Raw genomic sequence first — 24408 nt, 5'->3', positions numbered from 1 at the left:
GGGCACAGCGCCGCCACCGTCACCGGGTCCGCTGCCCGTGTGACCCCGCCGAGCCCGCCCCTGGAGACAGCAGCATGGATTCCAGCCCCGCGTCACCCCCGCCGCGTACCCGCGAAGCCTCACGGGCGGCATGTGACGTGATCGAAGTGCTGGAGGTCATCTGGGAGCGCGGCCGGGACACGGCGTCGACACCTGTGTCCGCCTCGCAGTTGCGGGTGCTATATGCCCTCGAACGCAAGGAGGGCATCAATCTGCGGACCCTGGGTGACATGCTGGGAGCCGCCCCGCCTTCGGTGAGCCGCCTGTGCGACCGGCTCCAGAGCCTGGGATTCGTGGAGCGTACGCCGAGCCCGGCGAGCCGCCGGGAGCTGGAGCTGCGCCTGAGCGCGCGCGGGCGGGCGTATCTGCGGGAGTTGCGGAAGAAGCGGGAGCTGGAGCTGACGGAGGCGCTCGACGCGATGTCCGGTACGCGGCGGGCGGACCTGCTGCAGGGCCTGCGCGGCCTGGGGAGGCTTCTCAGGGAACCCGGCGAGGGGCGTTAGGCCGAGGATCCCGGCCGGCTGCACGACCAGACGGCGCGAACGGTCTTGCCCCCCGAATTGGGAAGGACCTCGATGCTGTCGGCCAGTTGCTCAACGATCTGCCAGCCCCGGCCGCCCACCGCGCCTTCGTCGGGCTTCCGCGGCACGGGCGGGGCCCAGCTGGCGTCCTCCACGTCCACGACCAGTCGCCGCCTGTGCACGCTGACACGCAGCCGCCACCAGCCGATCGTGTGTTTGACAGCATTCGTGACCAGTTCGGAAACCACCAGCACCACGTCATCGACGGCCGTGTCCGGGCCCGCCCGCCCGACGAATTCCGAGGCGGCGCGACGGGCATCGCCGATGTCCGCTTCCGCCGAGGTAATGATCATCACCTGCGGTCCTCCTTTTCCAATGAGGTGTCGCTGCACATCCTGCGGCTCGCCTCGCCCTCCTTTTCGCACAGCACGGTCCTCAACTCGCGTTCCCTTGTTCCCGTGCACGACACCAGGGCCGGAAAACGCGAAGCCACGGACCTTTCCGCCCGCAGGCCGGAAATATCGTCGTGCATGTCCCGGATACGAATCAGGTGTTCCAAGGCCCCGGTCGGGGAGCTTTACACGTGGGGATCAAGGGGAGCGACGCTCGAAAGATATGGTTGTCGGGCGGAGCGGCCTTCCCTAATGCCGCTCACAGAGCCCGGCGGACGGGGACGGCGCTCCGCTCAGGGCGTGCGGCACAGGAGCGACGCCACGAACCGAGGACTTCTGAGACGGAGTGTCACCAGACATGGACGCGAACCGGACACCCTCGCGGCCCCGGCGGCAGACCGCCGCCGGGGCCGCAGGGGGGGCGCGCGAACTCATCGAGCTTCTGGAGGTGCTCTGGGAGCGCGGCAGGGACTTGGTGCCCCCGGCCCCCGTGTCGGCCTCCCAGCTGCGTGTGCTCTACAGCCTCGACCACGAGGAGGGGATGAACCTCCGCACGCTGGGTGAGCTGCTTGACGCCGCCCCGCCGTCCGTGAGCCGGCTGTGCGACCGGCTGGAGGCCCTCGGGCTCGTGCAGCGGCTCCCGAGCCCTCACAGCCGGCGGGAGCTGGAACTGCAGCTGACCGGCCGGGGCCGGGCGTATCTGCGCGACTTGAGGGCCAGGCGTCAGGAGGCGCTGGAGGAAGCGATCGCCACGATGACGCCCTCGGACCGAAGCGCTCTGCTGAACGGGCTGACGAGCTTCCAGGACGCGGTGGACGACGCGGGTCCGGCGCCCTGGCGCAAACCGCCGACCGGGGACGCGCGCTCCGCCTGACCCCGGCGTCGCCGCACGGGCGCAGGAGCGATCAGTGGACCGAGGGGCCTCAGGTGAGCATCTTCTGCCGCAGCCTGATGAGTGTGCGGGCGAGCAGACGCGAGACCTGCATCTGCGAGATCCCGAGCCGCTCGCCGATTTCCGCCTGCTTGAGTTCGTCGCCGAATCGGAGCCGGAGGATCAGACGGTCCCGGTCGTCGAGCTCTTCGATCAGCGGCTTGAGCGCCTGGAGGTCCTCGACGAGGCCCAGCGCCGGGTCGAGGTCGCCGAAGCGCTCCGCGAAGGGGGCCTCGGCGTCAGGACCGCCTTCGGTGTTCGGTACGTCGAAGGAGCTCGCCACATAGCCGTTCATCGCGACGAGCCCCTCGGTGACCTCCTCGACGGGCAGTCCCAGGTGTTCCGACAGCTCCGCTGCCGTCGGGGTCCGGTGCAGCCTCCCGGAGAGCTCGTTCACCGCCTGCACCAGTTCCAGCCGGAGCTCCTGAAGCCGGCGCGGGACGTGGACGGCCCAGCTGGTGTCCCGGAAGAAGCGCTTGATCTCCCCGAGGATGTACGGGACGGCGAAGGTCGCGAACTCGACCTCACGGCTGAGGTCGAACCGGTCGATGGCCTTGATCAGTCCGATGGTGCCCACCTGGACGATGTCCTCGTCGGGCTCCGCGCGGCTGCGGAACCGCCGCGCGACGTACCGGACCAGGGAGATGTTCATCTCGACCAGCGTGTTGCGCGCGTACTGGTACTCCGGCGTGCCTTCCTCGAGGTGCTGGAGCCTGTCGAAGAACAGTGCGGAGAGCCTGCGGGCGTCGGCAGGTGCCATCTCGGAGGCTTCGTCGACGCGCGGCAGAACGGTCCCGCCGGGGCCGTCGAGGGGGCTCTCCTTCTCGCCCCGCTCCGTCAGCTGCTCCTTGATCGGTGCCGCGGTGGCCATGACGTCTCCTCTGGTCGTCCGTACGCCGTCGCGATCTTCCCTACCCGACAACAGTTTCCCTAAAGCAAGAATCTTCTGCTCTCTGCGGGACGGCGCAGACCTACGGATCCGAACGGCCCGGAACGACGGGCGGGGCGGACCGGAACACACCGTTCCGGTCCGCCCCGCCTCCGCGAGCAAGTCACCCCATGAAGCCGCCGTACGGGCTTCCGGGCCCCTCCCGGCGCGCCGGGTCGTCGAACTGGGCCCAAGGGTTCGGTTCCATGGGAATTCCTTTCATACGCGGATCACGTGGACATCGGCCGCTCAGCCGCTCGCACCAGGGGACGGATTCCTACCAGCGGTACCAGCGGCTCCGTCGGCCGCCTGAGGCCGCAGGCCGGATCACGAATCCCAGCAACCACACCACGAGCACGATCACCGCGATCCACCACAGCGCCTTGAGCGCGAAACCGGCTCCGAAAAGGACCAGGGCAAGCAGCAGGACGAGAAGCAGGGGAACCATTTCTCATCACCTCCGGAATTCCTTGTGCCCCTCACCCGAATTGACATTCATTTGATGCAGTTGTTTCTTCAGGAAGACTCCGGGTAAAAGAGTTCGCCCGCGGTGAGGCGCCGTGTCTTCGTCCACCGGCCCGGTCGGCGGATCGTCCTTGCGGAAACGGACGGAACCAGGCGCGGTACGCCGGTGCCGGCAGCCGGTGCTCAGTCCCGGTGCTCCGCGTCGGGCCGTCCGTGCCAGTCGAGGCAGACGACCAGCGCGTCGTCCTCGAGGGGGACCTCCCCGTGATGCCCGGCGAGTTCGTGCAGCACCGCGCCGGGGACCTGCGTGGGCGGCAGGAGCCTCGTGCCGGTCAGCGACCGTGCCAACGCCCGCTCGCCGTAACGCACGCCGGAGGGAGAGGCGGCGTCGTACACCCCGTCGCTGCCGATGAGGAACCGGTCGCCCGGGCGCACCGTGAAGTGCTGCGGCGTGTACACGGTGTCCTCGAACATGCCCAGCGGCAGCTGCTGCTCGAAGGGGATCGAATCGACGGTTTTGTCGCGCAGCCGCCACAGCCGGGGAGAGCCCGCGTCGATCGCCTCCACCTCACCGGTGGCGATGTCGAAGCGGAGCAGCAGGACGGCGACGTGGGCGCGGCCGTGGTACTGGGCGTGGACGGCCTGGTCGGCCAGCATGGCTTGGCCCTGGAGGTCCAGACCGGCGCGTCTGGCGTTGCGCAGCGCGTTGACGGCGAGGTTGGTCAGCAGGGCGGCCTCGATGCCCTCCCCCATTCCGTTGGTGACGGTGAGCGTGAGGTGTTCGGCGGAGGCGGACCAGTCGTAGTTGTCGCCGAAGATCGCGTAGGCCGGTTCCAGATGTGCGCCGAGCGAGAACTCGGGGCGGGCGCAGGAGCGGCCGGGCAGCAACCGCCACTGCATCTCCGCGGCCAGCGTGAGCCGCGCGGCCCGCCGGGCGAGGTCGTAGAGGTCGGTGTCGCGCTCCGCGACCAGGATCTCGTGGCCCAGGACGTCGCAGATGTGCTGGATCTCGGGCAGGACCGCCGCCGTGTACGCCTCCTCCGGCAGGCTGACGGACAGCACGCCCATCCGCCCACCGCGGACCGTGACCGGCAGGTGCACCTCGACCGCCCGGTGGTCCGGATCCTCCGTGACGACGGGCTCCTGGGCGCCGAACGCGCGCCCCTGCGGACTGCCGTTGACGGGCACCGGCTCTGTGACGAGAGGCACGGGTTCCACGGCCTGGAGGCTGCGCATGGCGTAGTCGGCGAGCCGCAGCTCCGTCCGGCGGGCGCCGTAGTGGTCGGCGAGCGCCGCTGTCACGATGTCGACGAGTTCGTGGGGCGCGGCCGTGCGCAGCGCCTTCTCGACAGCAGCGAATTTCTCCACGTCGTCCCGCATCTCGTTCGGGCCGGCGACCCCAGGAAGCCGGCGGTGTACAACCGCGGCTGCGGCCGCCGGGGATTTTGCCCTGGGGGCCCGGCCTCATGCCCACGTCCCAGGCTACGCCGCGGACCGCGCAGCCCCGGGGTCCTCCGGCGCCCGGCCGACCCTGTCCGTCCGGCAGCCGCCGGTCGCGGTTGACGTGAGCACCACTGCGGCCTTCCACTCTCCGTCTGTACAGTCGTCACGTCCCCAGGGCCGTGGACGGACCACGACCCTCATTCATGGCCCGTACGGACCAGGTGAGCTATGTCGACCACCCTTGATCAGCCGGACCGCCGGCGTGAAGCGCCCGGTTCCTCGACGCAGGAGCGCAAGCAGCGCATCCGCCGCCGCCTGGAGCGGCTGATCGGGATCGCGGCCACGGAGGGGAACGAACTGACGGTCCTGCGCAACGGGGACGAGATCTTCCCGGCCATGCTGTCGGCGATCCGTGAGGCCCGGCACACCGTCGACATGATGACCTTCGTCTACTGGCGCGGAGAGATCGCCCGCGACTTCGCCGCCGCTCTCGCCGGGCGTGCCCGGGCCGGGGTACGCGTCCGCCTGCTGCTCGACGGCTTCGGCAGCCGGCTCATAGAGCGGGACCTGCTGGACGAGATGGACCGCGCCGGGGTGGAAGTGGCGTGGTTCCGAAGACCGTTGTGGCTGTCGCCCTTCAAGCAGAACCACCGCTGCCACCGCAAGGTCCTCGTCGTCGACGAGGAGACCGCCTTCACCGGCGGGGTCGGCATCGCCGAGGAATGGTGCGGCGACGCCCGCAACGAGCACGAGTGGCGCGACACCCACGTCGAGGTCCGTGGCCCCGCCGTCGACGGCATCGCCGCTTCGTTCGCCCAGAACTGGGCCGAGTGCCACGACCGGCTCTTCGACGACCGTGACCGGTTCGTCGAGCACACGCCGAGCGGAAGCGCGACCGTGCAGGTGGTCCGCGGCTCCGCGAGTATCGGCTGGCAGGACATGCAGACCCTGATCCGGGTGGCCCTGGAGTCCGCGGAGGAGCGCGTCCGCCTGGCCACCGCCTACTTCGCCCCCGACTCCTTCTTCATCGACATGATCTGCGCCGCGAGAGCACGAGGCGTCGAGGTCGAAATCCTGCTGCCGGGCCCGTACACCGACAAGCGGGTGTGCCAACTGGCCGGGCAGCAGCACTACGAGCAACTCCTCGGCTGCGGCGTCACGATATGGCACTACCGGCCGACGATGATGCACGCCAAGATCATCACTGTGGACGGCGTGGCTTCCCTCGTCGGTTCCACCAACTTCAACCGCCGCTCGCTCGACCACGACGAGGAAGTGATGCTCGCCGTCCTCGACGAGACCTTCACCGCGCGTCTCGACGCCGACTTCGACGAGGACCTGGCCGTCAGCGACCGTATCGTCGATGGTCGCTGGAAGCGCCGCTCCCCCGTCCAGCGCCTCCGGGAAGCGGCGGTCACCCCGATACGCCGCTTTCTGTGACTCGTCGTGCCGGCACGCTTTCCCGCGCTTGCCGGCTCCCTGGAACCGGGTGCCGGGCAGGGGATCCGCCGAAACAGGTCCCGGAGAGCGGACCGCTGCAACCGGGGCCGGATCGGGTGCCTGATAATCGGGCGCTTGCCGGGAAGTGTGACCCAAGGGGCCCGGACCTGGCCGGGAAGCAGCCGCGGAGCCGAGAGCGGAGACGAATGGGCAGTGCGAAGCGTGTCCCGCAGACACGGGACATGGCCGGCGATGAACTCTCCGGGGACGAGGCGTGGGCGGCGCTGAGACAGTACGGCGGGCGCGATCTGCTCGTCGACGCCTTCGTCCGCTTCAGGTACGCCGACGGCTTCAGCCACTCTCGCGCGGTGGCCTTCCAAATGGCCCTCGCGGTGGTGCCGTTCACGATCGCCCTGGTCGGCCTGGCGGCGACCCTCCATACCGAGAGCGTCGGCCGCACCGTCGAACTCGTGCTCACCCGGATCGCGCCAGGCGCGAGCTCCCGGCTGATCGAGGACGCCCTGGCCGAGGGGCGGCGAAGCGCCGGAGCGGACACCGGGGGCGCGGTGGCGATGTGGCTGGGGCTCGGGTTCGCCGTCGTCAGCCTGGTGTCGGCGATGGCGCAGGTGGAACGTGGCGCGAACCGTATCTACGGCGTGGAGCGGGACCGGCCCTTCACCGCCAAGTACGGCAGGAGCCTGTTCCTTTCGGTCGCGGCAGGTGCGCCCATGGCGTTCGGCTTCCTCGTGCTGGTCGCCGGTGACACGATCGCCCAGGCCGCGGTGGACGCGTTCGGCGGCGGCACCCTGCCGGGGTGGTGGCACTGGCTGCAGATTCCGCTCGGGATCACCACGGCGTGGGTGGCATCGGCGGTGATCTTCCGCTGGTCGCCCCGCCGGGTCCAACCCGGCTACACCTGGCTCGCGTTCGGCTCCGCCGTCCACCTGGCCCTGTGGATCGCCGCGACGTGGCTGCTCGCCCTCTACGTCGAGCGCAGCGGCTCGTTCGGCGCCGTGTACGGGCCGCTCACGGCGTTCATGGCGCTGCTCCTGTGGGCGAACATCACCGGTGTCGCCCTGTTCCTCGGCCTCGCGTTCGCCGCGCAGCTCGAGGCGGCGCGCGCCGGCGACGCGCAGCCCGTCCACGACGAACCCTCATGATGCGGCAGGCGGCTCGGCTCCGCCTTGGAAGGCCGCACGCTGCACGTGAAGGCTGCGGGCGGCGCGACAGCCGTATTGGGAATCACCATGCTGGTGGGCTCATGGGCCGTGGTCGCCGCCGAACGCGGCGCTGCCAGCGCGAATCTGACGACGTACCCACGCGCCCTGTGGCGCCCGACCCTCCTGTTCCTGTTCGACCGTCATGTTCCCCGGGCCGGTGACCGAAAGCCGACCTGCGCCGGCCGACATCGAGCCGCGCCCAAGACACCACGAACAGCGCAAGGGCTCATCCCCTACGCCTTCTTCACGGAGGTCCCGGGGACGACCGGCCCCGCCCCGGACTTCTCCTTCCCGAGGCGCCTGAGACCGGTGCTCCTCTAGAGTCGGCAGTATGACGCAGGCACCGGCCCAGCACCGCGGCACGCGGTCCCGTGACGCGATTCTCGACACGGCCGGCGACCTGATGTCGCAGCACGGCTACGCCGCCACGTCGATCTCGATGATCTCCGCCGCCTGCGGCCTGCCGGTCAGCTCCCTCTACTGGCACTTCGGCAGCAAGGAGGGGATCTACGTCGCGGTGCTGCAGCGCGCCAGGACCGCTCTGCTGGCGGCCCTGCCCCCCGTGGAGGTGCCGGGCACCGACGTCGCGCAGCGTCTCGACACCTTCCTCGACGAGGTCAAGGACGCGTTCCAGCGACATCCGCACGGGCTGAGGCTGCTCCTCGGACTGGGCATGGTGCAGCAGGATGCCAGTGCGGCGGCCGTGGCCGAGGTGCACCACTACCGCGACGCGCTGCTGTCCTGGACCACGGACTCTGTGAGCGCCGTCTTCGGCCTGAGTGACCGTCCAGAAGTGGCGGACAGTCTGGCGCGCTTCACACTCAGGGTGGCGAGCGGAACCGCCGTTGCACGCTGGTTCGAACCGGCCGCCGCGCTGGAGACCGGTCCGCTGCGCGTTGCGCTGCTGGCACTGGCGGCGCACCACGGCGTCCCACCGCACGGCGCGCCGCCCGAGGACCCATCGCGGGGCGTCACGGGCAGGGAATGACCACCCGGTACTTGCCCCCAGCCGATTGCTCAGGCGGTTCATGGGCGCGCTCGATCCTCACCCGGTCCGTCCCGTGGTCGGTGAGCAGGGCGGCCAGCCCCGTCCGCACCGCGTTCCACAATCGGTCCTGATCCGCTCCTGCGGCCGGCCGGATACGCACCCGCAGGGTCGTGGGCGTCGTCTGCACGATCTGGAACCGGTCGATGTCCGGAAGGCCCTCCAGGAGAGTCTCGAAGGCCATGGGCACGATGCGGGCGGTTCCGCCGTCCCGGCGCGGGAAGGACAGCAGGTCGGCGGCGCGACCGCGGACCCTCATCGCGGGCAGCGGGTCTCCGCACGGACACGGGTCCGGACGCCACATGACACTGTCGCCCAGGTCGTAGCGCAGGATCGGCTGCGCCCACCGGCCCAGACTGGTCAGCAGCACGGTGAAGGACTCCTGGCCCGGCGGCACTGGACGGTGGTCGGCGTCGACAGGCTCCAGGATCAACCAGTCGCTGTGGGTGTGCAGCCATCCGAGCGGGCAGCCGTATCCCAGGGCGAGGCTCTCGTTGCAGGCGTAGGTGTTGACGACATGCGCCCCGAAGGCGGAGCCGACGCGCCGAAGTTCACGGTCGCTGAGGCCCTCGGCCACCAAGGACACGACGGCCGGGGCGATGCGCAGGCGGCCGGCCAGTTGCTCGCCGGCGAGCAGCGCGATCACGCCGGCATAGCCGCCGAGGAGCACCGGGCGGTACCGATTGAGCTCGTCCACCAGGTCGGGCAGCGGGCTGTGCACCGACAGGACCCGGCTCCCCCGAGCGTACAGGCGGCCGGACGCACGCGAGCGGGCGATGACGGCGTTTGCGGCCAGATGGCCGTTGGTGGCGACGACGTGCGCCGTCCGCATCCGGTGGACCAGCATCCGCGCGGTCCGGGAAGAGGTGAGGGTGCGCCGGGCGGCCCGTAGCGACAGGGCTCTGACCACCGCCGCCGCCTGGTCGTCGAGCAGGAAGACACCGCGGTGCCCGGTGGTTCCGGAGGTGGTGGAGACCAGGTACTTACCGAGGAAGGGCTCGCCGACACGGGCGGGGTCGGCGATGAAATCCCGTACGCCCTCGAGGGTCACCTCCGGGTCGGTGACCCATTCGTCGAAGCGCGCCATCAAGTCCTCCTTGCGTGTCACCGGCAGCAGGGCCGGGTGTTCCACGCGTTCCGGCAGCGTCCGGTACAGCTCGCGGTAGTACGGGGAGCGGGCACGGGCGAAGTCGACCATGGCGGCCAGGCGCTCCCGCTGTCGGTCCGCCAGGGCGGCCGGGCCCCGCCGGACAGCGCGGCGCCCGTCCCGGACCAAGGTGAACGTGGATCTCATCGCAGGGCTCCTCGGCAGGCGGAGGACTGCCGCCGGAAGGCGCAGTGATGATCCGTCACGAAAAACCGTGTTGAGGGTGACAGGGTCCGGCGCCGGGACCTGGATGCGGTCCCTGCCGGGGCCCGTCCGCCGTCGCGGCCGACCGCGCCGCGCGCCCAGCCGTCGGACGTGTGCACGACCAGGGGGTCGTGTCCGGTGAGTGACGGCAGCAGGGGCGCGGCGGCAGTGACGGCGGGGACCCGGGTGTGGCACAGGCCGGTGGATCCCGTCGAATCGCTCCTGGTGCCGGTGCTGGTGCTGGTGCTGGTGGCCATGGTCATGGCGTGTGCTCATAGGCACCGATGTCGCAGGCGCCGCCTTGGGGGCGGGCGACACCGCGCTGGTCGGTGGCCGGGCAGTCGGCGGCCGCGTTCAGGGCGGGACTGCCCGGCAGCAGCGCGGCAGTGTCCGTGGGGCCGCCGTTGTCGGCGAGCGGTCCCAGCAGCGGGGTACGGCTTGGCAGATCACCCTCGGCGGTGAGCCGGCAACTGCCGTCGCTGTCGATGTTGTGACCTCGCGACGCGATGGTCGCGAAGGCCTTCTCGCAGTCGGCTGCCGTGCCGTTGACGGTGTTGTTCGCGACGAGGGAGTTGCGCAGGATCAGACGTCCCAGGGGCAGATCGATGATGTCTGGGATCGGCCGGGGCAGGCTGTCGAGGTAGGCGGGGGCGATGTTGATCCCACCACCGCCGGCGCTGGAACGGTTGCCGGTGATGGTCGAGTTGAGTATCTCCACCGGTCCCAGGCCGCGGATGTCGATGCCGCCGCCGTAACCGCCGAGGCTGCCGGGGCGGTCACCGGGGTCCGTCACCCGGTTGTCGGCGATCGTCGAGTTGGTCACGGTGCCGCTGTCGTCGAACCTGATGCCGCCTGCCTCTCCCGCGCTGTTCCCGCTGACGGTGCTGTCGATCAGGTCCAGGTGGGAGTCGGGGATGTTGAAGATGCCGCCGCCGTAGCCGGCGGAGTTCCCGATCACGGCGACTCGACGCAGTGTCATGTGCTGTTCGTTGGCGACGGCGCCGCCGCCCGTATCGGTGAAGGGCAGTTCCCGCTGCTTGGCCGATCCCCCGGTGAGAGTCAGATCGGACAGCCGGGTGTCGGCCCGCATGCGGAAGACACGGTCCAGTCGGTTTGCGTCGATGACGGTGCTCCGTGCGCCGGAGCCCTGGATCGTGGTGGGCGCATTGACGTTGAGGTCGCCCGTGGTCGGGTCGGGATGGTCGCCGATGATCAGCCGGGGGTCGGGCGGGATGGTGAGCCGGTAGCGGCCGGGAGGCAGCGTGATGGTGCTGCCCGGCCGGGCGTTGGCGGCCATCACCGCGGCACGCAGGGTGCACGCGCCCGACGCGGCGCGGCACCGGCCGTCCGACGGGTCGGCGTCGACCGCATCGGACGTGGTGTCCACGGTGAACGCCGCCGGCCCGTCGGCCGGGGGCGCGGCGGTGCTGGAGGCGGGAGCGACGAGGTTCGCCGCCATGGCGAGGACGACGGCTGCCAGTGCCGCCGGAGCGCTTGGGTTCCTCATCCGGTGAACTCCTCTCGGCAAGGAATCTGGACGTGCGAGGGCGCTGTGCGGGGACTTCTCGCTGGTGCCGGGAATTGCGGCTCGTGCCAGGAAAGCGGCCGGCGCAAGGGCCGGCGGGATTGCACCGGAGCGGCGAGGCGGCCGAGGCCAGGGAACGCCGGACGCGAACGCCCCGCTCTGTAGCGAGCGTTCCATTCAGGCGTCCTCATGTCTACACGCCCGCCGGACACAAAACCGGACTGGCGAGAGACCGGCAGATCGCCTCATCACGTCGGATCGCCTGGTGCTGCCGCCGGCCGAACCCGCCCGTGCCGGCCGATCACCCGTCGTCACATCCGACTGCGCGCACCCTGACCGGCGAACGGTCCGTCGACTCCGACCGAGTCGTCACCGTCCGGCTGCCGACGACATCCCCCTACGGCCGCATCTCCCCCGGCGGTCCCTTTGTGGCCCCGTACACCACCACCAACCCACCCCGAGTCATTGGCCCTTGCCCCGCGAGCTGCCCACAGAAGACCAGCCCTGTTCCCGCAGCCGCTCGAACCCGTCCAGGAGAAGATCCAGCGCGAACTCGAACTCGAACTGGTCGTCACACCCCTGACCCACCACGGATCCCTCGTCGTGAGCCACCGCGCCGGCCAGCTCCATCACGTACGGGAACTCGCCCGCGCCCTCGCGGGGCACGGCCGACCTCGATTGCGGATCGGGCCCGGGCGAAGCGTCGAACAGCTCCTGCGTGATGCCCATCATCCGGCTGCCCAGAGCGTGCATCACATGGTGTGTCAGATCGAGTGAGAAGCCACCGGTCCGGAACATGCCGATCACAGAATCCATGTACGCGAGCACGACCGGCGTCGGGCTGCTTCGCGACTGAATCACCTGCGCCGCCCATGGGTGTCCGAGGAAAGCACGTCGCGCCGAAAGGATCCTCTGGCGCACCGCGCCCTTCCAGTCGGCCCCCGTAGCCGGCGGGTCGATCTCGCTCATGACGACATCGACCATGCCGTCCAGGAGCTGTTCCTTGTTCGCGACGTGCTTGTAGAGGGCCATGGGCACGACGCCCAACTCCTGCGCGAGCTTGCGCATACTCAGGGCTTCGATCCCGATGTCATCGGCGAGCGCGACAGCCGCCCGCAGCACCCGGTCCCTGGACAGAGGGGTGCGACGCACCGCCTTCGCCTGCTGAGCCATGTTCGCGACCCGCCCCCTCAACAATCCGCCGTATCCGCCACCGTATCCGCACACCGCTTGACGAGTGTACGGCGTACACCTATCGTGAGCCTTCGGTGTACGCCGTACACCTTTCTTTGGGGGTGGGTCCTGGTGGTACCAGCCAGAAAGACCGCAGTCGTCGCAGGTGCGTTGTTCCTTCTCACGGAGGTCGCCGCGATCGCCGGGCTCGCGCTGTACGGCCCCGTCCTGCAGGACGCGGACTACATCGTCGGTCCTGGCGCCGACACGCGGGTGCTCCTCGGCGCACTGTCCGAGATCGTCCTCGCGGCGGCTGTCGTCGGCACGGGAGTCACGCTGTTTCCGGTCCTCAAGAAGCAGAACGAGGGGGCGGCGCTGGGCTAAGTGTGTGCCCGCCTCCTCGAAGCCGCCGTCATCATCGTCGGCATCATCAGCGGTCAGCGACACCGCCTCGCTCGTCACAGCCGGCAAGGCCCTGGTGGCAGTCCACGACTGGACGTTCCTCTTGGGACCCAACGTCATTCTGGGAGCGAACTCGCTGATCCTGGCCTGGTTGATGTACCGCGCCAGGCTCGTCCCGCGCTTCATCGCCGTATTGGGGCTCGTAGGAGGCGCATTGATCTGCACGTCGGCGACCGCAGTGATGTTCGGGCTGTACGAGCAGATCTCCGTGGCGGGGTCCGTCGCCGCGATCCCCGTTTTCGCATGGGAAGTGAGTCTTGCCGTCCGGCTCATCGCCAAGGGGTTCGAACCGGCTGCCCACCTCGACAGGCACAGCGAGGGCAGGAGCCGCGTCACTCCGCACCCCGCCGCTGGGTGACGGGGCGTCACGAGGTGGGTGGAGGCTCTGACTCCACCCACCTCGCCACTTCTCTCGCAGGACGGCTAACCGACGGACTCGGCGCCGCGGCCGGCCGGGCCATCAGCCGAAGCCGCCATCGCCCCGCCGCCGGTGGCAACGCCGCCGCTCGGCTTCGCTGCGGCAAAGGGCGGCGTGTCCGGTCGACACACGGTTCCGGCCGGAGGGAGCGTGCCGTCGACGAAATAGCGGCCCGCGTGCTCGTTGACGCAACTGCTGGGGTTGAGCAGTGCGGTGTGCCCGTACCCGTCATGGGTGAGCAGGCGGGCGTTGGCCAGCTCCCTGGCCATCGCCTGCGCGCCCCGGTAGGGAGTGGCGGGATCGTACATGGTGCCCACCACGAGGAGAGGGTGCGCCGTCGGCTTGTTCCACTGGCCGCTGTAGCGGTTGGCCGCAACGGCCGGCCAGTTGGCACACGGCTCGGCGGCCCAGGTCCAGAAGCGTCCGGCGTCGCCCGCGCGGACGGCGGCGGCCTCCTCCAGGGCGTGGTAGACGCCGGGGTCACGCGGATTGGGACTGTCGGAACAGAGCACCGCAGCGCCCTGTTCCTCTCCGGTGTACGGATTCGGGACCGGTGGCGCGGGCGGGGGTGAAGGCGGCCCGGGGACTCGGCTCTGCCACAGGTCCTGCAGCCTGCCGGCGAGCTCCGTCCATCCGGGGTGGACGATGTCGAGGCCGCTCACCACGTCAGCGACCGTCCTCTGTTCATCCTTTGTCCCTTCACGGCTGAGCGCCCGATGTCCGCCATGCGACGAACGTCGGGACGCATTCGCGTCCACAACACCGTGAACCGGCAACGCGCGCGAGCCGACCACAACCGAATGATGTGGCGAGGCGACGATCGCCGCTGCCATGGCCGGGGCAGGACGCCGCGCCGAATCCGGGTGTGAGGCCGGTGCGCCGCGTCAACCCGGCGAGCCGTACCGGGCCGACGACGGGGAGGGACACCCCCGACGGGCGCCACCTGCCGCCGCCGACTGGGCACGTGCGAAAGCCGACCGGGCGGCATGCGGCCGAGCCGCCTCGTGATGTGTGCGGCCGTGCTCCGCACGACGATGGGGCCATGGCACAGAGCGCCTCCTGTCGGATCCGGGGAGAATGATCACCCGGCCGGCATCGATGCTCACGCCAGGCGGCGTCCTGGTCGTCAGCGACGCCGTGGATCTGACCACTCGCGCCGCACCGGAGAGCTCCTTCACATCCACTGTGCGGGCCCTGTGGCAGGGGCTGCGCGACACCATCGGCACCGACGTGAGCCGGGTGCCGAACTGCCCGCTGATGCTGCGGGCAGCAGGCCTGGAATCCCGTGGCGGCGGAGATCCACGTGCCGCCGCTCGTGCCCCGCAAGCGCCCTGGCGCCGGACGCGTGGTGCAGGATGGCGCCATGGCACAGCCGATCCCGCACCCGTCGGAGTCCTGGCGCCGGATCGACGCCTGGCTGGCGACGCACGTTGCCTCTGATTTCGCGCTCCTCGACCCGCCGGCGACACTGCGCGAGATTCGGCAGGCGGAGCGGATCCTCGGCACCCCGCTGCCCGGTGATCTCGCTGAGTCTCTGCAGTGCCACAACGGCGTGAGCAGCTGGGCGACCGTCCTGCCGGAGCAGTCTCCGCTCTCAGTGAGCGGCATTGTGGAGCATTGGCAGACCTGCATGGACGTCGCGATGGAGAACGACGGCCTGACTCCTCGCCCCTGGGAGGACGAGCCTTGGTGGCACCCGCTCTGGATCCCCTGGGCCGAGAGCGCCGATGGCGCGGCGCAGGTGATCGACCAGCGTCCCGGTCCTGACGCGGGACGCCTCGGCTGGGCAGGACACAGCGGTGGCGGCGACTTCTCCGATGCGTGGCCTGATCTGGCAGGCCTCCTCCACGCGGTCGCGCAAGCACTGCACCAAGGCGGAGACGTCCGCGGGCTGCGCCCCTACCTCACCATGCAAGGTGGGATGTGGTGGGACGAGGACGATTGTAAGGAGCTCGACGGTCATCCACTGAGGGCAGCCCCCATCGGACTACCCTGACCGCCTGCCGTCGCGGAGCCCCGGCCGAGCCCCGGCCGGGCCGCTCGCACCCCCGGATCGGGTCGCCGGCTCATCGAGGGACGCGGGGCTGGACTGGACGGACGGGTCTGTGGGCACCAGGGTGTGGTGATGAACGACGATGCAGACGAGACGCCGCAGGAGCGGATGGCGAAGGTCGAGCTCTACATGGAGTCGGTCAAGGCCCGGATGGCTCCGGAGGACTTCGAGACGCTGCATCAGGCGGTGAACGAGATGAGCCGTCTGATCTCCGAAGGACACGAAGGCGTCCTGGAGGCCGGCGACCGCGAGAACTTCGCAGGCGAGGTCCAGCGCGAGTTCCTGGCCGTGATGGCGATCGCGACCACCGGGCGGATGGACCACCATGTCATCGACATGCCCGGCCCGGACGGCAGTCCCGGCTACGCGGTCGTCACCCCGGAAGTCGCCAACGATCCTGCGGCACTCGCAGAAATCCGCCAGCAGATACACCAGTGGACCACCGAGCAGCAAGCGATCAACAGCGAGCTGGACGGCATCGCCCGTGCCAGCGGCATCGACCCTGACGAGTGATCCCCGGGGCCTTCATGAGGACACCCTGTACGGGATGTACCACCGCTGACCTCGTGGACACGGCGTCGCCCCTGGCCCGGACACCCGGAATCCGCTTCTCAGAGCCAATGTCAAGCCGCAGGGGGTGCTGTCCAAACGGGTTTACGCAGCTGCTTCGACGCTCACCGCGATGGCTCGTCTCCGAAGGTGAATCGCCAGGACCTCCATCTCGACAAGCGTGCCGATGAGACCGGTCCCGGCGAGTTCCGCGGCCTGCGCCCGCGCCTCACCCAGGGAGAGTTCCCGCGCACTGCGCAGGGCCTGCAGAACGGGAACAAGGCTCGGCACGTCTCCAGGCAGGCGAAGCCGCGCGGGCCCATGTGCTTGCAGCAGAGCTTGTCAAATGTTCTCGGGCGTGACGGGGCCACCGATCAGCAGAAGTGGATCACAGCGCGATGGGGGTCTTGCTCATGCCGTCTCGTGGTGGAGGGGGTCCAGGGCGGTGAGTTCTTCCTCCGACAGGCGCAAGGAGCCGACGGCGACGTTCTGGGCGAGGTGGGCGAGGTCGCCGGTGCCGGGGATGGCCAGGACGTGGGAGCCCTGGTGGAGTGTCCACGCCAGCCGGATCTGGGCCGTGCTCACGCCGTGGGCGTGGGCGATGGCGTGCACCTCCGGGCTGTGGTCGGTGGCCGCGCCCCCATCGCGTCCGGTGCCGGCGATCGAGTAGAACGGCACGAACGCGATGCGTTGTTCACCGCAGATGCCCAGGAACTCCTTCTCCTCGTGTGATGCGCCGATGCCGTACATGTTCTGGACGCAGACCACCGGCGCAATGCTCTGAGCCTCGGCGAGGTGGTGGGGACGGACGTTGGACAGGCCCAGGTGACGGATGAGTCCGGCCTCACGCAGCTCGGCGAGAGCGCCGAAGCGTTCGGCGATGGAGTCGGTGCCGACGATGCGCAGGTTCACCACGTCGAGATGGTCGCGGCCGAGCTGGCGCAGGTTCTCCTCGACCTGGCCGCGCAGCTGCTCGGGGGTGGCGTGCGGCAGCCACTGGCCCGCGGGGTCGCGGCCCGGCCCGACCTTGGTGGTGATGACGAGGTCGTCCGGGTAGGGGGCCAGCGCCTGGTTGATCAGCTCGTTGGCGGAGCGCAGTGGGGAGAAGTAGAACGCGGCGGTGTCGATGTGGTTCACACCCAGCTCAAGCGCGCGACGGAGCACGCTGATCGCCTGGTCGCGGTCGCGTGGGACGGCATTGGCCGCGAACGCCTCGCCGTGCTGCGTCAGGCGCATCGCGCCGAAACCGATCCGGTTGACGGTCAGGTCGCCGAGCTTCCAGGTGCCCGATGCCGCTGCGGTGATCGTCTGTGTGGTCATGGCGGGATGATCTCCGCACGATACGCTGGCCCGCCATTGATTCATATATGCCTGAATCTATTGAGGAGTGGTTGTCCTGGCAGAGCTGGCGTTCTCGACGAGCGATCTGGCGCAGGTGCGGTTCGCCGTCTCACCGATGTGGGAGGTCGCACCCAGCTTCCGACTGCTGAGATCCGGCACTACGCATGCGGTCCACCGACCCTGGGCCGACCAGGTACGCCCGCGTATGGTGGCCGCCGGGCTGGACCGGGGCTGGCTCTGCGAGCTGATCCCACCCACCGGCGGCTACGTCCCCGACTTCCTCAACCCGGCCCCCGCCGGACCGGCCCCCACCGCGGCGGCAGAGCGGGACGCGATCCGGGCCTCGCCCGCCGACCGGGTGCGCCAGGACCTCGACCACCTGGCCCGCCACCAGGGGAACCTCGGCCCCCGGCTGCAAGCCCTGCACAACGACCCACAGGGCCTCCTGGCCAAGGTCGCAGAAGAGATCGAAACGTACTGGGAGCTGGTGCTCGCCCCCTACTGGGCACGAATCCGGGCAGTCCTGGACGCAGACATCCTCTACCGGGCCCGCCTGGCCGCCGAGCACGGCGCCGGCCACCTCCTCAACGACCTGCACACGTCCGTGAGCTGGGACGGCAACGCGCTACGGATGGCCCGCCGAAAGCAGCCGCTGACCCGCACGACAGCAGGAACAGGACTACTGCTGATCCCCTCGGTCTTCACCGGACCGGGACTGCGCACCCGAACGACGCTGCCGGATCCACCGCAACTCGCCTATCCGGCGCGCGGTATCGGCACACTATGGAAGCCGCACTCCGTAACCCGGGCCGACACCCTCTCCGCCGTACTGGGCCGCTCGCGGACCCTGCTGCTGACCCAGTTGGAGATGCCGGCCTCCACCACACAGCTGGCCCACCGCACCGGACTCTCCCCCGCAGGGGTGTCCCAATACCTCACCGCGCTACGCAACGCGGGCCTGGTCAGCGCCCACCGCGCCGGCCGCTCCGTTCTATACGCCCGCACCGCCGCAGCCGAAGCCCTTCTCCAAGCCGCCTCCGCCTGACCTCACGTCAACCCCCGAAGGTTTTACGGGGCCGACCACTTGGTCCAGGTAGAGGGCAGCCAGACGCGGCAGACGGCGAGCCATCTCCTCCGAGTCGTCGAAGTCGAAGGCCCAGGCAGGATCCAGCTGCGGGTAGCGGATGGTGAATGCGCCTGCAGGGAGCTGATCACCGGTCGCCGCGACGTGTGCGTCCCAGGACAGGTCGCAAAAGCCTACAGATGGCCGGCGTGGGAAGGCGATGCTCGACCGACGGTGAGGCGACGCGGTTGTTCTGCCGGGCCGGATCTTCGACTGCCTCCGGTTCGCAGTGTGCACCGGCGGTGGTGGTTCCTCCGTCTGCGGCACGTGGCGATGCCGACGCCGGGCGGCTGGAGGATTCGCAGCAGCCGGTCAGGTCAGGAGCCGCAATCCGTTCTCCAGGAGCGCGAAGGCGTGTTCCGCGTCGGTCACCGCACCCGCGTAGCGCTCGTCGGCCGGCTCCCCGTGCGCCAGGCGTTCGGCGTTGTCCTGTGCCAGCGCCCAGTGGACCGCGACGATCTGGACGGCGGCCAACCGTGCCGTGAGTTCCGGAATGTCGGCGGTTTCCCGCAGCGCCTGGGTGAGTGCGCGTTCGGCGCCGGTCTTGAACCGTTCCATCCGGGCCACCAGCGAGGGCGCGTCGAGGATCATCCGGTGGACCCTCCGCACCTGGGGGTGGTCGTTGAGCCCGGTGATGGGGTCCCGCTCCCGCAGCCCGTCGAGGAAGTGCTCGCGCACCGCGGTGAGCGGCGCGGTTCCGGGCGGGCGGGCCCGCACGACGCGGGCGATCTCGGTCTCGTGGTCGGCGAGGCGATGCACCACGAGGTCTTCCTTCGTGGGGAAGTAGGCGAAGAGGGTGCGCTTGGACACCTCGGCCGCTTCGGCCACTTGTGCCACGGAGACCTGATTGAAGCCGTGTTCGAGGAAAAGCGTGATCGCCGCGTCGGAGATCGCCGCGTGGGTCCGCTGCTTCTTTCGTTCCCGTAGCCCTGGCTTGCCGTCCACGACGACATCGTAACAGAGAGTCACCGAACGCATTTCTGCACCTGGTATACATTTACCCCAGGGTTAGAGAATGGGACGGAGTGAAGGTGTTGACCGAGATCGAGACCGAAGTCGTCGTCGCGGGCGCCGGCCCGACCGGGCTGATGCTCGCGTACGAACTGGCTCTCGCCGGGGTCGAGACCCTGGTGCTGGAGAAGCTGCATCAGCGCGTCGAGCAAGTGAAGGGCGGTGGGATCCAGCCCCGTACCGCCGAGCTGCTGGAGTCGCGCGGGCTGCTGGCCCCGTTGCTGCCGCGGGCCGTGCCCGGTGAGCCGGCGAGCGGGCACTTCGCGGCCCTGCCCGTGCCGCTGGACTGCGCACCCTGGCGGACCAGGCACCCCTTCCCGATCGCGATCCCTCAGTGGGAGATCGAGGAAGTGCTCGAAGAGCGCGCGATCGCCGCCGGCGCGCGGGTTCTGCGCGGCACCGCCGTCTCAGGGGTCGACTCGGACGACGACGGCGTGGTCGTGACGGCGGGCGGGCTGCGGGTGCGGGCTCGCTACCTGGCGGCGTGCGACGGTGGCCACAGTACGGTGCGGAAACTGCTCGGCCTGCCGTTTCCCGGCAGGCCCGGCACGCATCAGGCGGTCCTGGCAGACATCCGCCTGTCCGCCGTTTCGTCGCTGGTGCCGCAGCAGATGGGGCACATGAGCAGCCTGACCCGTCATGCGCGTGGTTACTGGGCCATGCTGGTCCCTCTCGGCGACGACCGGTACAGGATCACCTTCGGGCGCGCGGATCGGACGGACACCACCCGCGACGTCCCCGTCACCCCCGAGGAGATCACCACCGCGCTGCAGGCCGTGTACGGCCCTGAGACCACCGTCGGCGCCGTGGAGAACGCCTCCCGGTTCACCGACGCCACTCGACAGGTGGAGCGGTACCGCACGGGCCGTGTCCTGTTCGGGGGCGACGCCGCGCACATCCACCCGCCGCTGGGCGGCCAGGGGCTCAATCTCGGCATACAGGACGCGTTCAACCTCGGCTGGAAGCTGGCCGCGGTCGTCCAGGACAGGGCGCCGAGCGGCTTGCTGGACAGCTACCACGCCGAACGGCATCCGGTCGGGGCTCAGGTCCTGCATCACACGTCGGCCCAGCGGGTCCTGGCAGATCCGAACCCGAGCGAGGACGTGGCCGCCCTGCGTGACATCTTCATCGACCTGCTGAGGCTGCCCGACGCGAACCGCCGTCTGGCAGGGCTGGTGTCGGGCCTCTCGCTGCGCTACGAGATGTCCGGGGAGCATCCGCTCATCGGCCAACGCGTGCCGGACGCCGACCTGGTGACCGAAACCGGACCCACCCGGCTGTCGGCGCTGTTCGGCCCGGGGCACGCCGTCCTGCTCGACCTGGCCGGAACCGTCCCGGACGACCTCCGGCTCCCGCCACGGATCGACCTCGTACGTGCCACATGCGCCGATGACCTGGGCGCTGCTGCCCTGCTCGTCCGTCCCGACGGCTACATCCGCTGGGCCGCGGACTCCGCCACCCCCGGCGACACCCTGCTCGCCGCGATCGCCGGTGGCCTCGCGAGGGTGCACTGAGCCGGTGGACGGCACGTGGTCCGCCGCGGCGCCCGCTGCAGCCGGGGAGTCCTTCGTCCCTCGATCAGGGGATCACTGTCCGGAACGTCAACGGGGGGCCCGCGGACCGGCGTCGCGATGCGGGACGTCGATCGGGCGTCGTCAGATCGCCTCGTGGGCCTCCCGCGGGTGCCCGCAGATGCGGATGATCGCTCCTGCGCCGAGGTCCGGCCCCGTGAAGTCCTGGTACTGGCTGAAGCAGAAGTCGGAGTCGCCACGGAATCCCGGGCATCCGCAGGTTCGGATCGGAGGGCCGGGCGACTCCACCCCGATGCAGAATTCCAAGGACCCATGTGACACGGGAGCCGGGTCGATTCCGGACCGGGCGAGCATGTCGGCAGCCGTACCTCGCGCCTGACTGATCAGCCGCGCCGCCTCTCTGAGCGCTCGCACATGCCAGCGCTCGAGTACGTCACGCCGTCGCCCACCCACCAGCTTCAGCTCGGCGCGACGAACGCGCATACGCAGCCGCGCCACGCATGGACCGGACCGGGCCCACGATGGGCCCGGGAGGTCGTTCCACTGGGTGAGTCGTCGCACCGCGGCGCCGAGCGCCCGCCTCGACGGGACCTCGGGTCGCCTGCTCTCGCCGTCTACGGCCCGGCAGGTCCCTTCCGTGCGACGTAGACCGTGTTGGCGGCAGTGCCGTGCTGCAGCGGATTGTCGAACGGGACGACATGGGCTTCGGACTCGGCGAACGTGTCCGCCAGCACGGCGCGGAAGCGCTCGTCGGGCGGATCGTTGGACCACAGAGCGAAGGCGCCGCCGGGCAGCAGACGGCCGGCCACGGCGCGCATTCCGTCGGGCCCGTAGAGCGCCTCGTGGCGGGGGTGCAGGACCTGACGCGGCGAATGGTCGATGTCGAGCAGGACGGCGTGGAAACGGCGGTCCGGGTCTTCCGGGTCGAAGCCACCTCCTCCGACGACGCCGACGAAGAAGTCACCGTGGACCAGCCGGCAGCGAGGATCCTCCACCAGGCCGCGCCCCAGTGGTACGAGGCCGCGCTCGTGCCAGCCGATCACTTCGGCGAGCGCGTCCACCACGATCAGCGAGCGCACCCGGGCGTCGTCGAGGGCGGCCCGTGCGGTGTATCCCAGGCCGAGACCGCCGACGGCCACGTCCAGTCCGGTCTCGGGAAGAGCCGCCAGGCCGAGGCGGGCCAGCGCGATCTCGCCCGCTGTGAACAGGCTGGACATGAGGTATTCGTCGCCGAGCTTCACCTCGTACACGTCCTCACCCGACCGCGGGTCCCGCCTGCGCCGCAGAGAGATGTCGCCCATCGGCGTCGGCTTCCAGTCGAGCTCGGCGAAACGCGCGCTCATCCCTGCTCCCCTTCTTCGTTGCCGGCGGCCGGGCCGGGCGGTTCATGTCGGCCCCGCAGCAGGGAACCGGCCAGGTTGCGGGCGGTTCGCCGCCCGTAACCCGCGCTCGGCGCCGGTCAGGCGTCGATGATCACTGGGATGATGAGGGGCTTGCGGCGGTAGGTGCGGAAGGCCCAATTGGCGACCGCGCGGGCGATGAGCTGTTCGAGCTGGTGGGCGTCGCCGACACCTTCCTCCGCCGCCTTGGCGAGGGTCTTCTCGATCACCGGGACGACGGGCTCGAATGTGGTGTCGTCGTGGACGAACCCGCGGGCCAGGAAGTCCGGTGCTTCCGCGAGCGCCCCGGTGTCGGCGTCCACGATCGCGACCACCGTCACTACGCCCTCCTCCGCGAGGGTGAGGCGGTCCTTGAGCGATGCTTCCGTGGCGCCGCCGACCGTCATACCGTCCACGTAGACGTTGCCCGCGGGCACCTTGCCGGTGATCGAGGCGCGCCCGTCGACCAGGTCGACGACGACACCGTCCTCGGCGATCACCACGCGGTCCGGGTCCACGCCGGTACGGATCGCCAGGTCGGCGTTGGCCCGCAGATGCTTCCATTCGCCGTGCACGGGCATGACGTTGCGGGGCTTGACGATGTTGTAGCAGTACACGAGTTCACCGGCGCTGGCGTGCCCGGAGACATGCACCTTGGCGTTGCCCTTGTGGACGACGTTCGCTCCCCACCTGGTCAGCCCGTTGATGACCCGGTAGATGGCGGTCTCGTTGCCGGGGATCAGAGAGCTGGCGAGCAGCACGGTGTCGCCCTTGCCGATCCGGATCACGTGGTCGCGGTTGGCCATCCGGGACAGCGCAGCCATCGGCTCGCCCTGCGATCCGGTGCACACCAGGGTGATCTGATGGTCCGGAAGCTGTTCGAGGTCCTTCATCCCCACGATGAGGCCGGAGGGGACCTTCAGATAGCCCAGGTCACGGGCGATGCCCATGTTGCGGACCATCGACCGGCCCACGAAGGCGACCTTGCGCCCGTGCTGGTGCGCGGCGTCGAGCACCTGCTGGATGCGGTGCACATGGCTGGCGAAGCTGGAGACGATCACGCGCCGCGGTGCGGTGCGCAGGACCTGCTCGATCGCCGGGTTCAACTCGCGTTCGGACGTGGTGAAACCGGGCACCTCGGCGTTCGTGGAGTCGGTGAGGAACAGGTCCACACCCTCCTCACCGAGTCGGGCGAAGGCGCGCAGGTCGGTGATGCGGTCGTCCAGGGGGAACTGGTCCATCTTGAAATCACCGGTGTGCAGCACCATGCCGGCACTGGTGCGGATCGCCACGGCGAGCGAGTCCGGGATGGAGTGGTTGACGGCGACGAACTCGCAGTCGAAGGGACCGAACCCGCGCCTGTCGCCCTCGCGGACGCGCACCGTGCGCGGCCTGATGCCGTGTTCCTTCAGCTTGGCCTCCAGGAAGGCCAGGGTCAGCTTCGAACCGACGACGGGAATGTCGGACCGCTCGCGCAACAGATAGGGCACGCCCCCGATGTGGTCCTCGTGCCCATGCGTGAGGACGATGCCCACGATGTCGTCCAGACGGTCGCGGATGGAGGTGAAGTCCGGAAGGATCACGTCCACCCCGGGCTGTGTCTCCTCGGGGAACAGGACGCCGCAGTCGACGATCAGCAGCTTGCCGGCGTGCTCGAACACCGTCATGTTGCGGCCGATCTCGCCCAGTCCGCCCAGCGCGACGACCCTCAGTCCTCCTGCCGGCAGCGGAGGAGCGGCTTTCAATTCGGGATGGGGATGACTCATACCCTGACGTTACCGAGAGTCCGCGGGAACTGATCCACTGGGTGGATCCCAGGGAGGCGCGGTCCACCGCAACAGACGGCGGACGCTCTCGTCGACTGTCAACGGCCCCGTGCCGGGGCCCCTCGGCGCCGAAGCCGCCGGCATCCGCGGCCGGGACCGCGTCCGTGGGGCGGGTCGCCGACCTGACGGGGCGCCGACCAGCGGTGGGACCTGCGGGCCGGGACGGCGACATCCCCCGTAAGGGTGACGCCGAAGCAGCCGCTGAGGTGATGTTGCCTCGCACCAGGAGCCCCAGAGCTCA

24 protein-coding genes and 1 pseudogene are annotated in these 24408 nt (G+C 69.8%); 12 read left to right on the top strand and 13 right to left on the bottom strand.

All coding sequences use genetic code 11. The annotated features are described in order from the left end of the window. The first annotated feature begins 74 nt into the window (after positions 1–74). Positions 75–542 carry a MarR family transcriptional regulator gene (locus tag ACTMTU_RS06905; RefSeq protein WP_441262558.1) on the top strand — a complete coding sequence of 156 codons (468 nt, stop codon included), beginning with the start codon at positions 75–77 and terminating at the stop codon, positions 540–542. Here ACTMTU_RS06905 and ACTMTU_RS06900 read toward each other — a convergent pair. Further along, the gene (locus ACTMTU_RS06900; RefSeq protein WP_441262610.1) at positions 539–913 is read right to left on the bottom strand and encodes an ATP-binding protein; all 375 of its coding nucleotides are present in this window, start codon (positions 911–913) and stop codon (positions 539–541) included. The two genes, ACTMTU_RS06905 and ACTMTU_RS06900, sit on opposite strands and share 4 nt — an antisense overlap. Before the next feature lie 397 nt (positions 914–1310). Here ACTMTU_RS06900 and ACTMTU_RS06895 point away from each other — a divergent pair, with 397 nt between their 5' ends. Beyond that, a complete protein-coding gene (locus ACTMTU_RS06895; protein ID WP_441262557.1) occupies positions 1311–1826 on the top strand; it encodes a MarR family transcriptional regulator in 516 nt (171 codons plus the stop codon). A gap of 49 nt (positions 1827–1875) precedes the next feature. On the opposite strand, the gene ACTMTU_RS06890 is transcribed toward ACTMTU_RS06895, so the two are convergent. From ACTMTU_RS06890 to ACTMTU_RS06880, 3 genes are all read right to left on the bottom strand, one after another. Continuing rightward, a complete protein-coding gene (locus tag ACTMTU_RS06890) occupies positions 1876–2754 on the bottom strand; it encodes a SigB/SigF/SigG family RNA polymerase sigma factor (protein ID WP_441262556.1) in 879 nt (292 codons plus the stop codon). Between the two features lie 334 nt (positions 2755–3088). Further along, the gene (locus ACTMTU_RS06885; RefSeq protein WP_037775539.1) at positions 3089–3259 is read right to left on the bottom strand and encodes a hypothetical protein; all 171 of its coding nucleotides are present in this window, start codon (positions 3257–3259) and stop codon (positions 3089–3091) included. 200 nt (positions 3260–3459) lie between these two features. After that, positions 3460–4644 carry a PP2C family protein-serine/threonine phosphatase gene (locus tag ACTMTU_RS06880; protein ID WP_441262555.1) on the bottom strand — a complete coding sequence of 395 codons (1185 nt, stop codon included), beginning with the start codon at positions 4642–4644 and terminating at the stop codon, positions 3460–3462. A 303-nt stretch (positions 4645–4947) separates the two neighbouring features. On the opposite strand from ACTMTU_RS06880, the gene ACTMTU_RS06875 reads away from it, so the two are divergent. From ACTMTU_RS06875 to ACTMTU_RS06860, 4 genes and pseudogenes are all read left to right on the top strand, one after another. After that, positions 4948–6159, top strand: coding sequence for a phospholipase D-like domain-containing protein (locus ACTMTU_RS06875; protein ID WP_441262554.1), 1212 nt, complete (start codon positions 4948–4950; stop codon positions 6157–6159). 206 nt (positions 6160–6365) lie between these two features. After that, the gene (locus ACTMTU_RS06870) at positions 6366–7319 is read left to right on the top strand and encodes a YihY/virulence factor BrkB family protein (protein WP_441262553.1); all 954 of its coding nucleotides are present in this window, start codon (positions 6366–6368) and stop codon (positions 7317–7319) included. 24 nt (positions 7320–7343) lie between these two features. After that, positions 7344–7490 (top strand): annotated as a pseudogene (locus ACTMTU_RS06865) (voltage-gated potassium channel); the annotation flags it as partial. A gap of 220 nt (positions 7491–7710) precedes the next feature. After that, on the top strand, positions 7711–8367 hold the full coding sequence (locus ACTMTU_RS06860; RefSeq protein WP_441262552.1) for a TetR/AcrR family transcriptional regulator: 657 nt from the start codon (positions 7711–7713) through the stop codon (positions 8365–8367). On the opposite strand, the gene ACTMTU_RS06855 is transcribed toward ACTMTU_RS06860, so the two are convergent. The 3 genes from ACTMTU_RS06855 to ACTMTU_RS06845 all read right to left on the bottom strand — a co-directional run bounded on the left by ACTMTU_RS06855 (position 8351) and on the right by ACTMTU_RS06845 (position 12473). Continuing rightward, a complete protein-coding gene (locus ACTMTU_RS06855; protein ID WP_441262551.1) occupies positions 8351–9718 on the bottom strand; it encodes a phenylacetate--CoA ligase family protein in 1368 nt (455 codons plus the stop codon). The genes ACTMTU_RS06860 and ACTMTU_RS06855 overlap by 17 nt on opposite strands. 316 nt (positions 9719–10034) lie before the next feature. Continuing rightward, the gene (locus ACTMTU_RS06850; protein WP_441262550.1) at positions 10035–11282 is read right to left on the bottom strand and encodes a choice-of-anchor Q domain-containing protein; all 1248 of its coding nucleotides are present in this window, start codon (positions 11280–11282) and stop codon (positions 10035–10037) included. Positions 11283–11762: 480 nt separating this feature from the next. Then, positions 11763–12473, bottom strand: coding sequence for a TetR/AcrR family transcriptional regulator (locus tag ACTMTU_RS06845; protein ID WP_441262549.1), 711 nt, complete (start codon positions 12471–12473; stop codon positions 11763–11765). 132 nt (positions 12474–12605) lie between these two features. Here ACTMTU_RS06845 and ACTMTU_RS06840 point away from each other — a divergent pair, with 132 nt between their 5' ends. Beyond that, positions 12606–12857 (top strand): DUF4386 family protein, encoded by a 252-nt coding sequence (locus ACTMTU_RS06840; RefSeq protein WP_441262548.1) that lies wholly within the window; start codon positions 12606–12608, stop codon positions 12855–12857. A gap of 4 nt (positions 12858–12861) precedes the next feature. After that, positions 12862–13293, top strand: coding sequence for a DUF4386 domain-containing protein (locus tag ACTMTU_RS06835; protein ID WP_441262547.1), 432 nt, complete (start codon positions 12862–12864; stop codon positions 13291–13293). A 65-nt stretch (positions 13294–13358) separates the two neighbouring features. Here ACTMTU_RS06835 and ACTMTU_RS06830 read toward each other — a convergent pair whose 3' ends face one another. Continuing rightward, positions 13359–14018, bottom strand: coding sequence for an alpha/beta hydrolase (locus ACTMTU_RS06830; protein ID WP_441262546.1), 660 nt, complete (start codon positions 14016–14018; stop codon positions 13359–13361). Positions 14019–14716: 698 nt separating this feature from the next. On the opposite strand from ACTMTU_RS06830, the gene ACTMTU_RS06825 reads away from it, so the two are divergent. Together ACTMTU_RS06825 and ACTMTU_RS06820 are read left to right on the top strand one after the other, a co-directional pair. Continuing rightward, positions 14717–15349 carry an SMI1/KNR4 family protein gene (locus ACTMTU_RS06825; RefSeq protein ID WP_441262545.1) on the top strand — a complete coding sequence of 211 codons (633 nt, stop codon included), beginning with the start codon at positions 14717–14719 and terminating at the stop codon, positions 15347–15349. A 129-nt stretch (positions 15350–15478) separates the two neighbouring features. Continuing rightward, positions 15479–15919 carry a hypothetical protein gene (locus ACTMTU_RS06820; RefSeq protein ID WP_441262544.1) on the top strand — a complete coding sequence of 147 codons (441 nt, stop codon included), beginning with the start codon at positions 15479–15481 and terminating at the stop codon, positions 15917–15919. A 447-nt stretch (positions 15920–16366) separates the two neighbouring features. Here the strand turns inward: ACTMTU_RS06820 and ACTMTU_RS06815 are convergent, their stop codons facing one another. Continuing rightward, entirely contained in the window at positions 16367–17275 is a 909-nt protein-coding gene (locus tag ACTMTU_RS06815; RefSeq protein WP_441262543.1) for an aldo/keto reductase, read from the bottom strand. Positions 17276–17342: 67 nt separating this feature from the next. On the opposite strand from ACTMTU_RS06815, the gene ACTMTU_RS06810 reads away from it, so the two are divergent. Next, on the top strand, positions 17343–18341 hold the full coding sequence (locus tag ACTMTU_RS06810; protein ID WP_441262542.1) for an ArsR/SmtB family transcription factor: 999 nt from the start codon (positions 17343–17345) through the stop codon (positions 18339–18341). 390 nt (positions 18342–18731) lie between these two features. Here ACTMTU_RS06810 and ACTMTU_RS06805 read toward each other — a convergent pair whose 3' ends face one another. Continuing rightward, positions 18732–19364: a TetR/AcrR family transcriptional regulator gene (locus ACTMTU_RS06805; RefSeq protein ID WP_441262541.1), complete on the bottom strand. Its 633-nt coding sequence runs from the start codon at positions 19362–19364 to the stop codon at positions 18732–18734. Between the two features lie 80 nt (positions 19365–19444). Between ACTMTU_RS06805 and ACTMTU_RS06800 the strand changes: the two genes are divergently transcribed. Further along, positions 19445–20944: an FAD-dependent monooxygenase gene (locus ACTMTU_RS06800; protein WP_441262540.1), complete on the top strand. Its 1500-nt coding sequence runs from the start codon at positions 19445–19447 to the stop codon at positions 20942–20944. 141 nt (positions 20945–21085) lie between these two features. Here the strand turns inward: ACTMTU_RS06800 and ACTMTU_RS06795 are convergent, their stop codons facing one another. The 3 genes from ACTMTU_RS06795 to ACTMTU_RS06785 all read right to left on the bottom strand — a co-directional run bounded on the left by ACTMTU_RS06795 (position 21086) and on the right by ACTMTU_RS06785 (position 24107). Beyond that, positions 21086–21445 carry a DUF6422 family protein gene (locus tag ACTMTU_RS06795; protein ID WP_441262539.1) on the bottom strand — a complete coding sequence of 120 codons (360 nt, stop codon included), beginning with the start codon at positions 21443–21445 and terminating at the stop codon, positions 21086–21088. Positions 21446–21576: 131 nt separating this feature from the next. Next, positions 21577–22305 (bottom strand): spermidine synthase, encoded by a 729-nt coding sequence (locus tag ACTMTU_RS06790; RefSeq protein ID WP_441262538.1) that lies wholly within the window; start codon positions 22303–22305, stop codon positions 21577–21579. Positions 22306–22421: 116 nt separating this feature from the next. Then, complete coding sequence (locus ACTMTU_RS06785; RefSeq protein WP_441262537.1) at positions 22422–24107, bottom strand: ribonuclease J; 1686 nt, start codon at positions 24105–24107, stop codon at positions 22422–22424. Positions 24108–24408: the final 301 nt, after the last annotated feature.

The sequence above is a fragment of the Streptomyces sp. OZ13 genome (assembly GCF_052068155.1).
Taxonomy (GTDB): domain Bacteria; phylum Actinomycetota; class Actinomycetes; order Streptomycetales; family Streptomycetaceae; genus Streptomyces.
The sequence above is the reverse complement of the archived record's forward strand: the minus strand, read 5'-3'. Positions and strand labels throughout refer to the sequence as shown.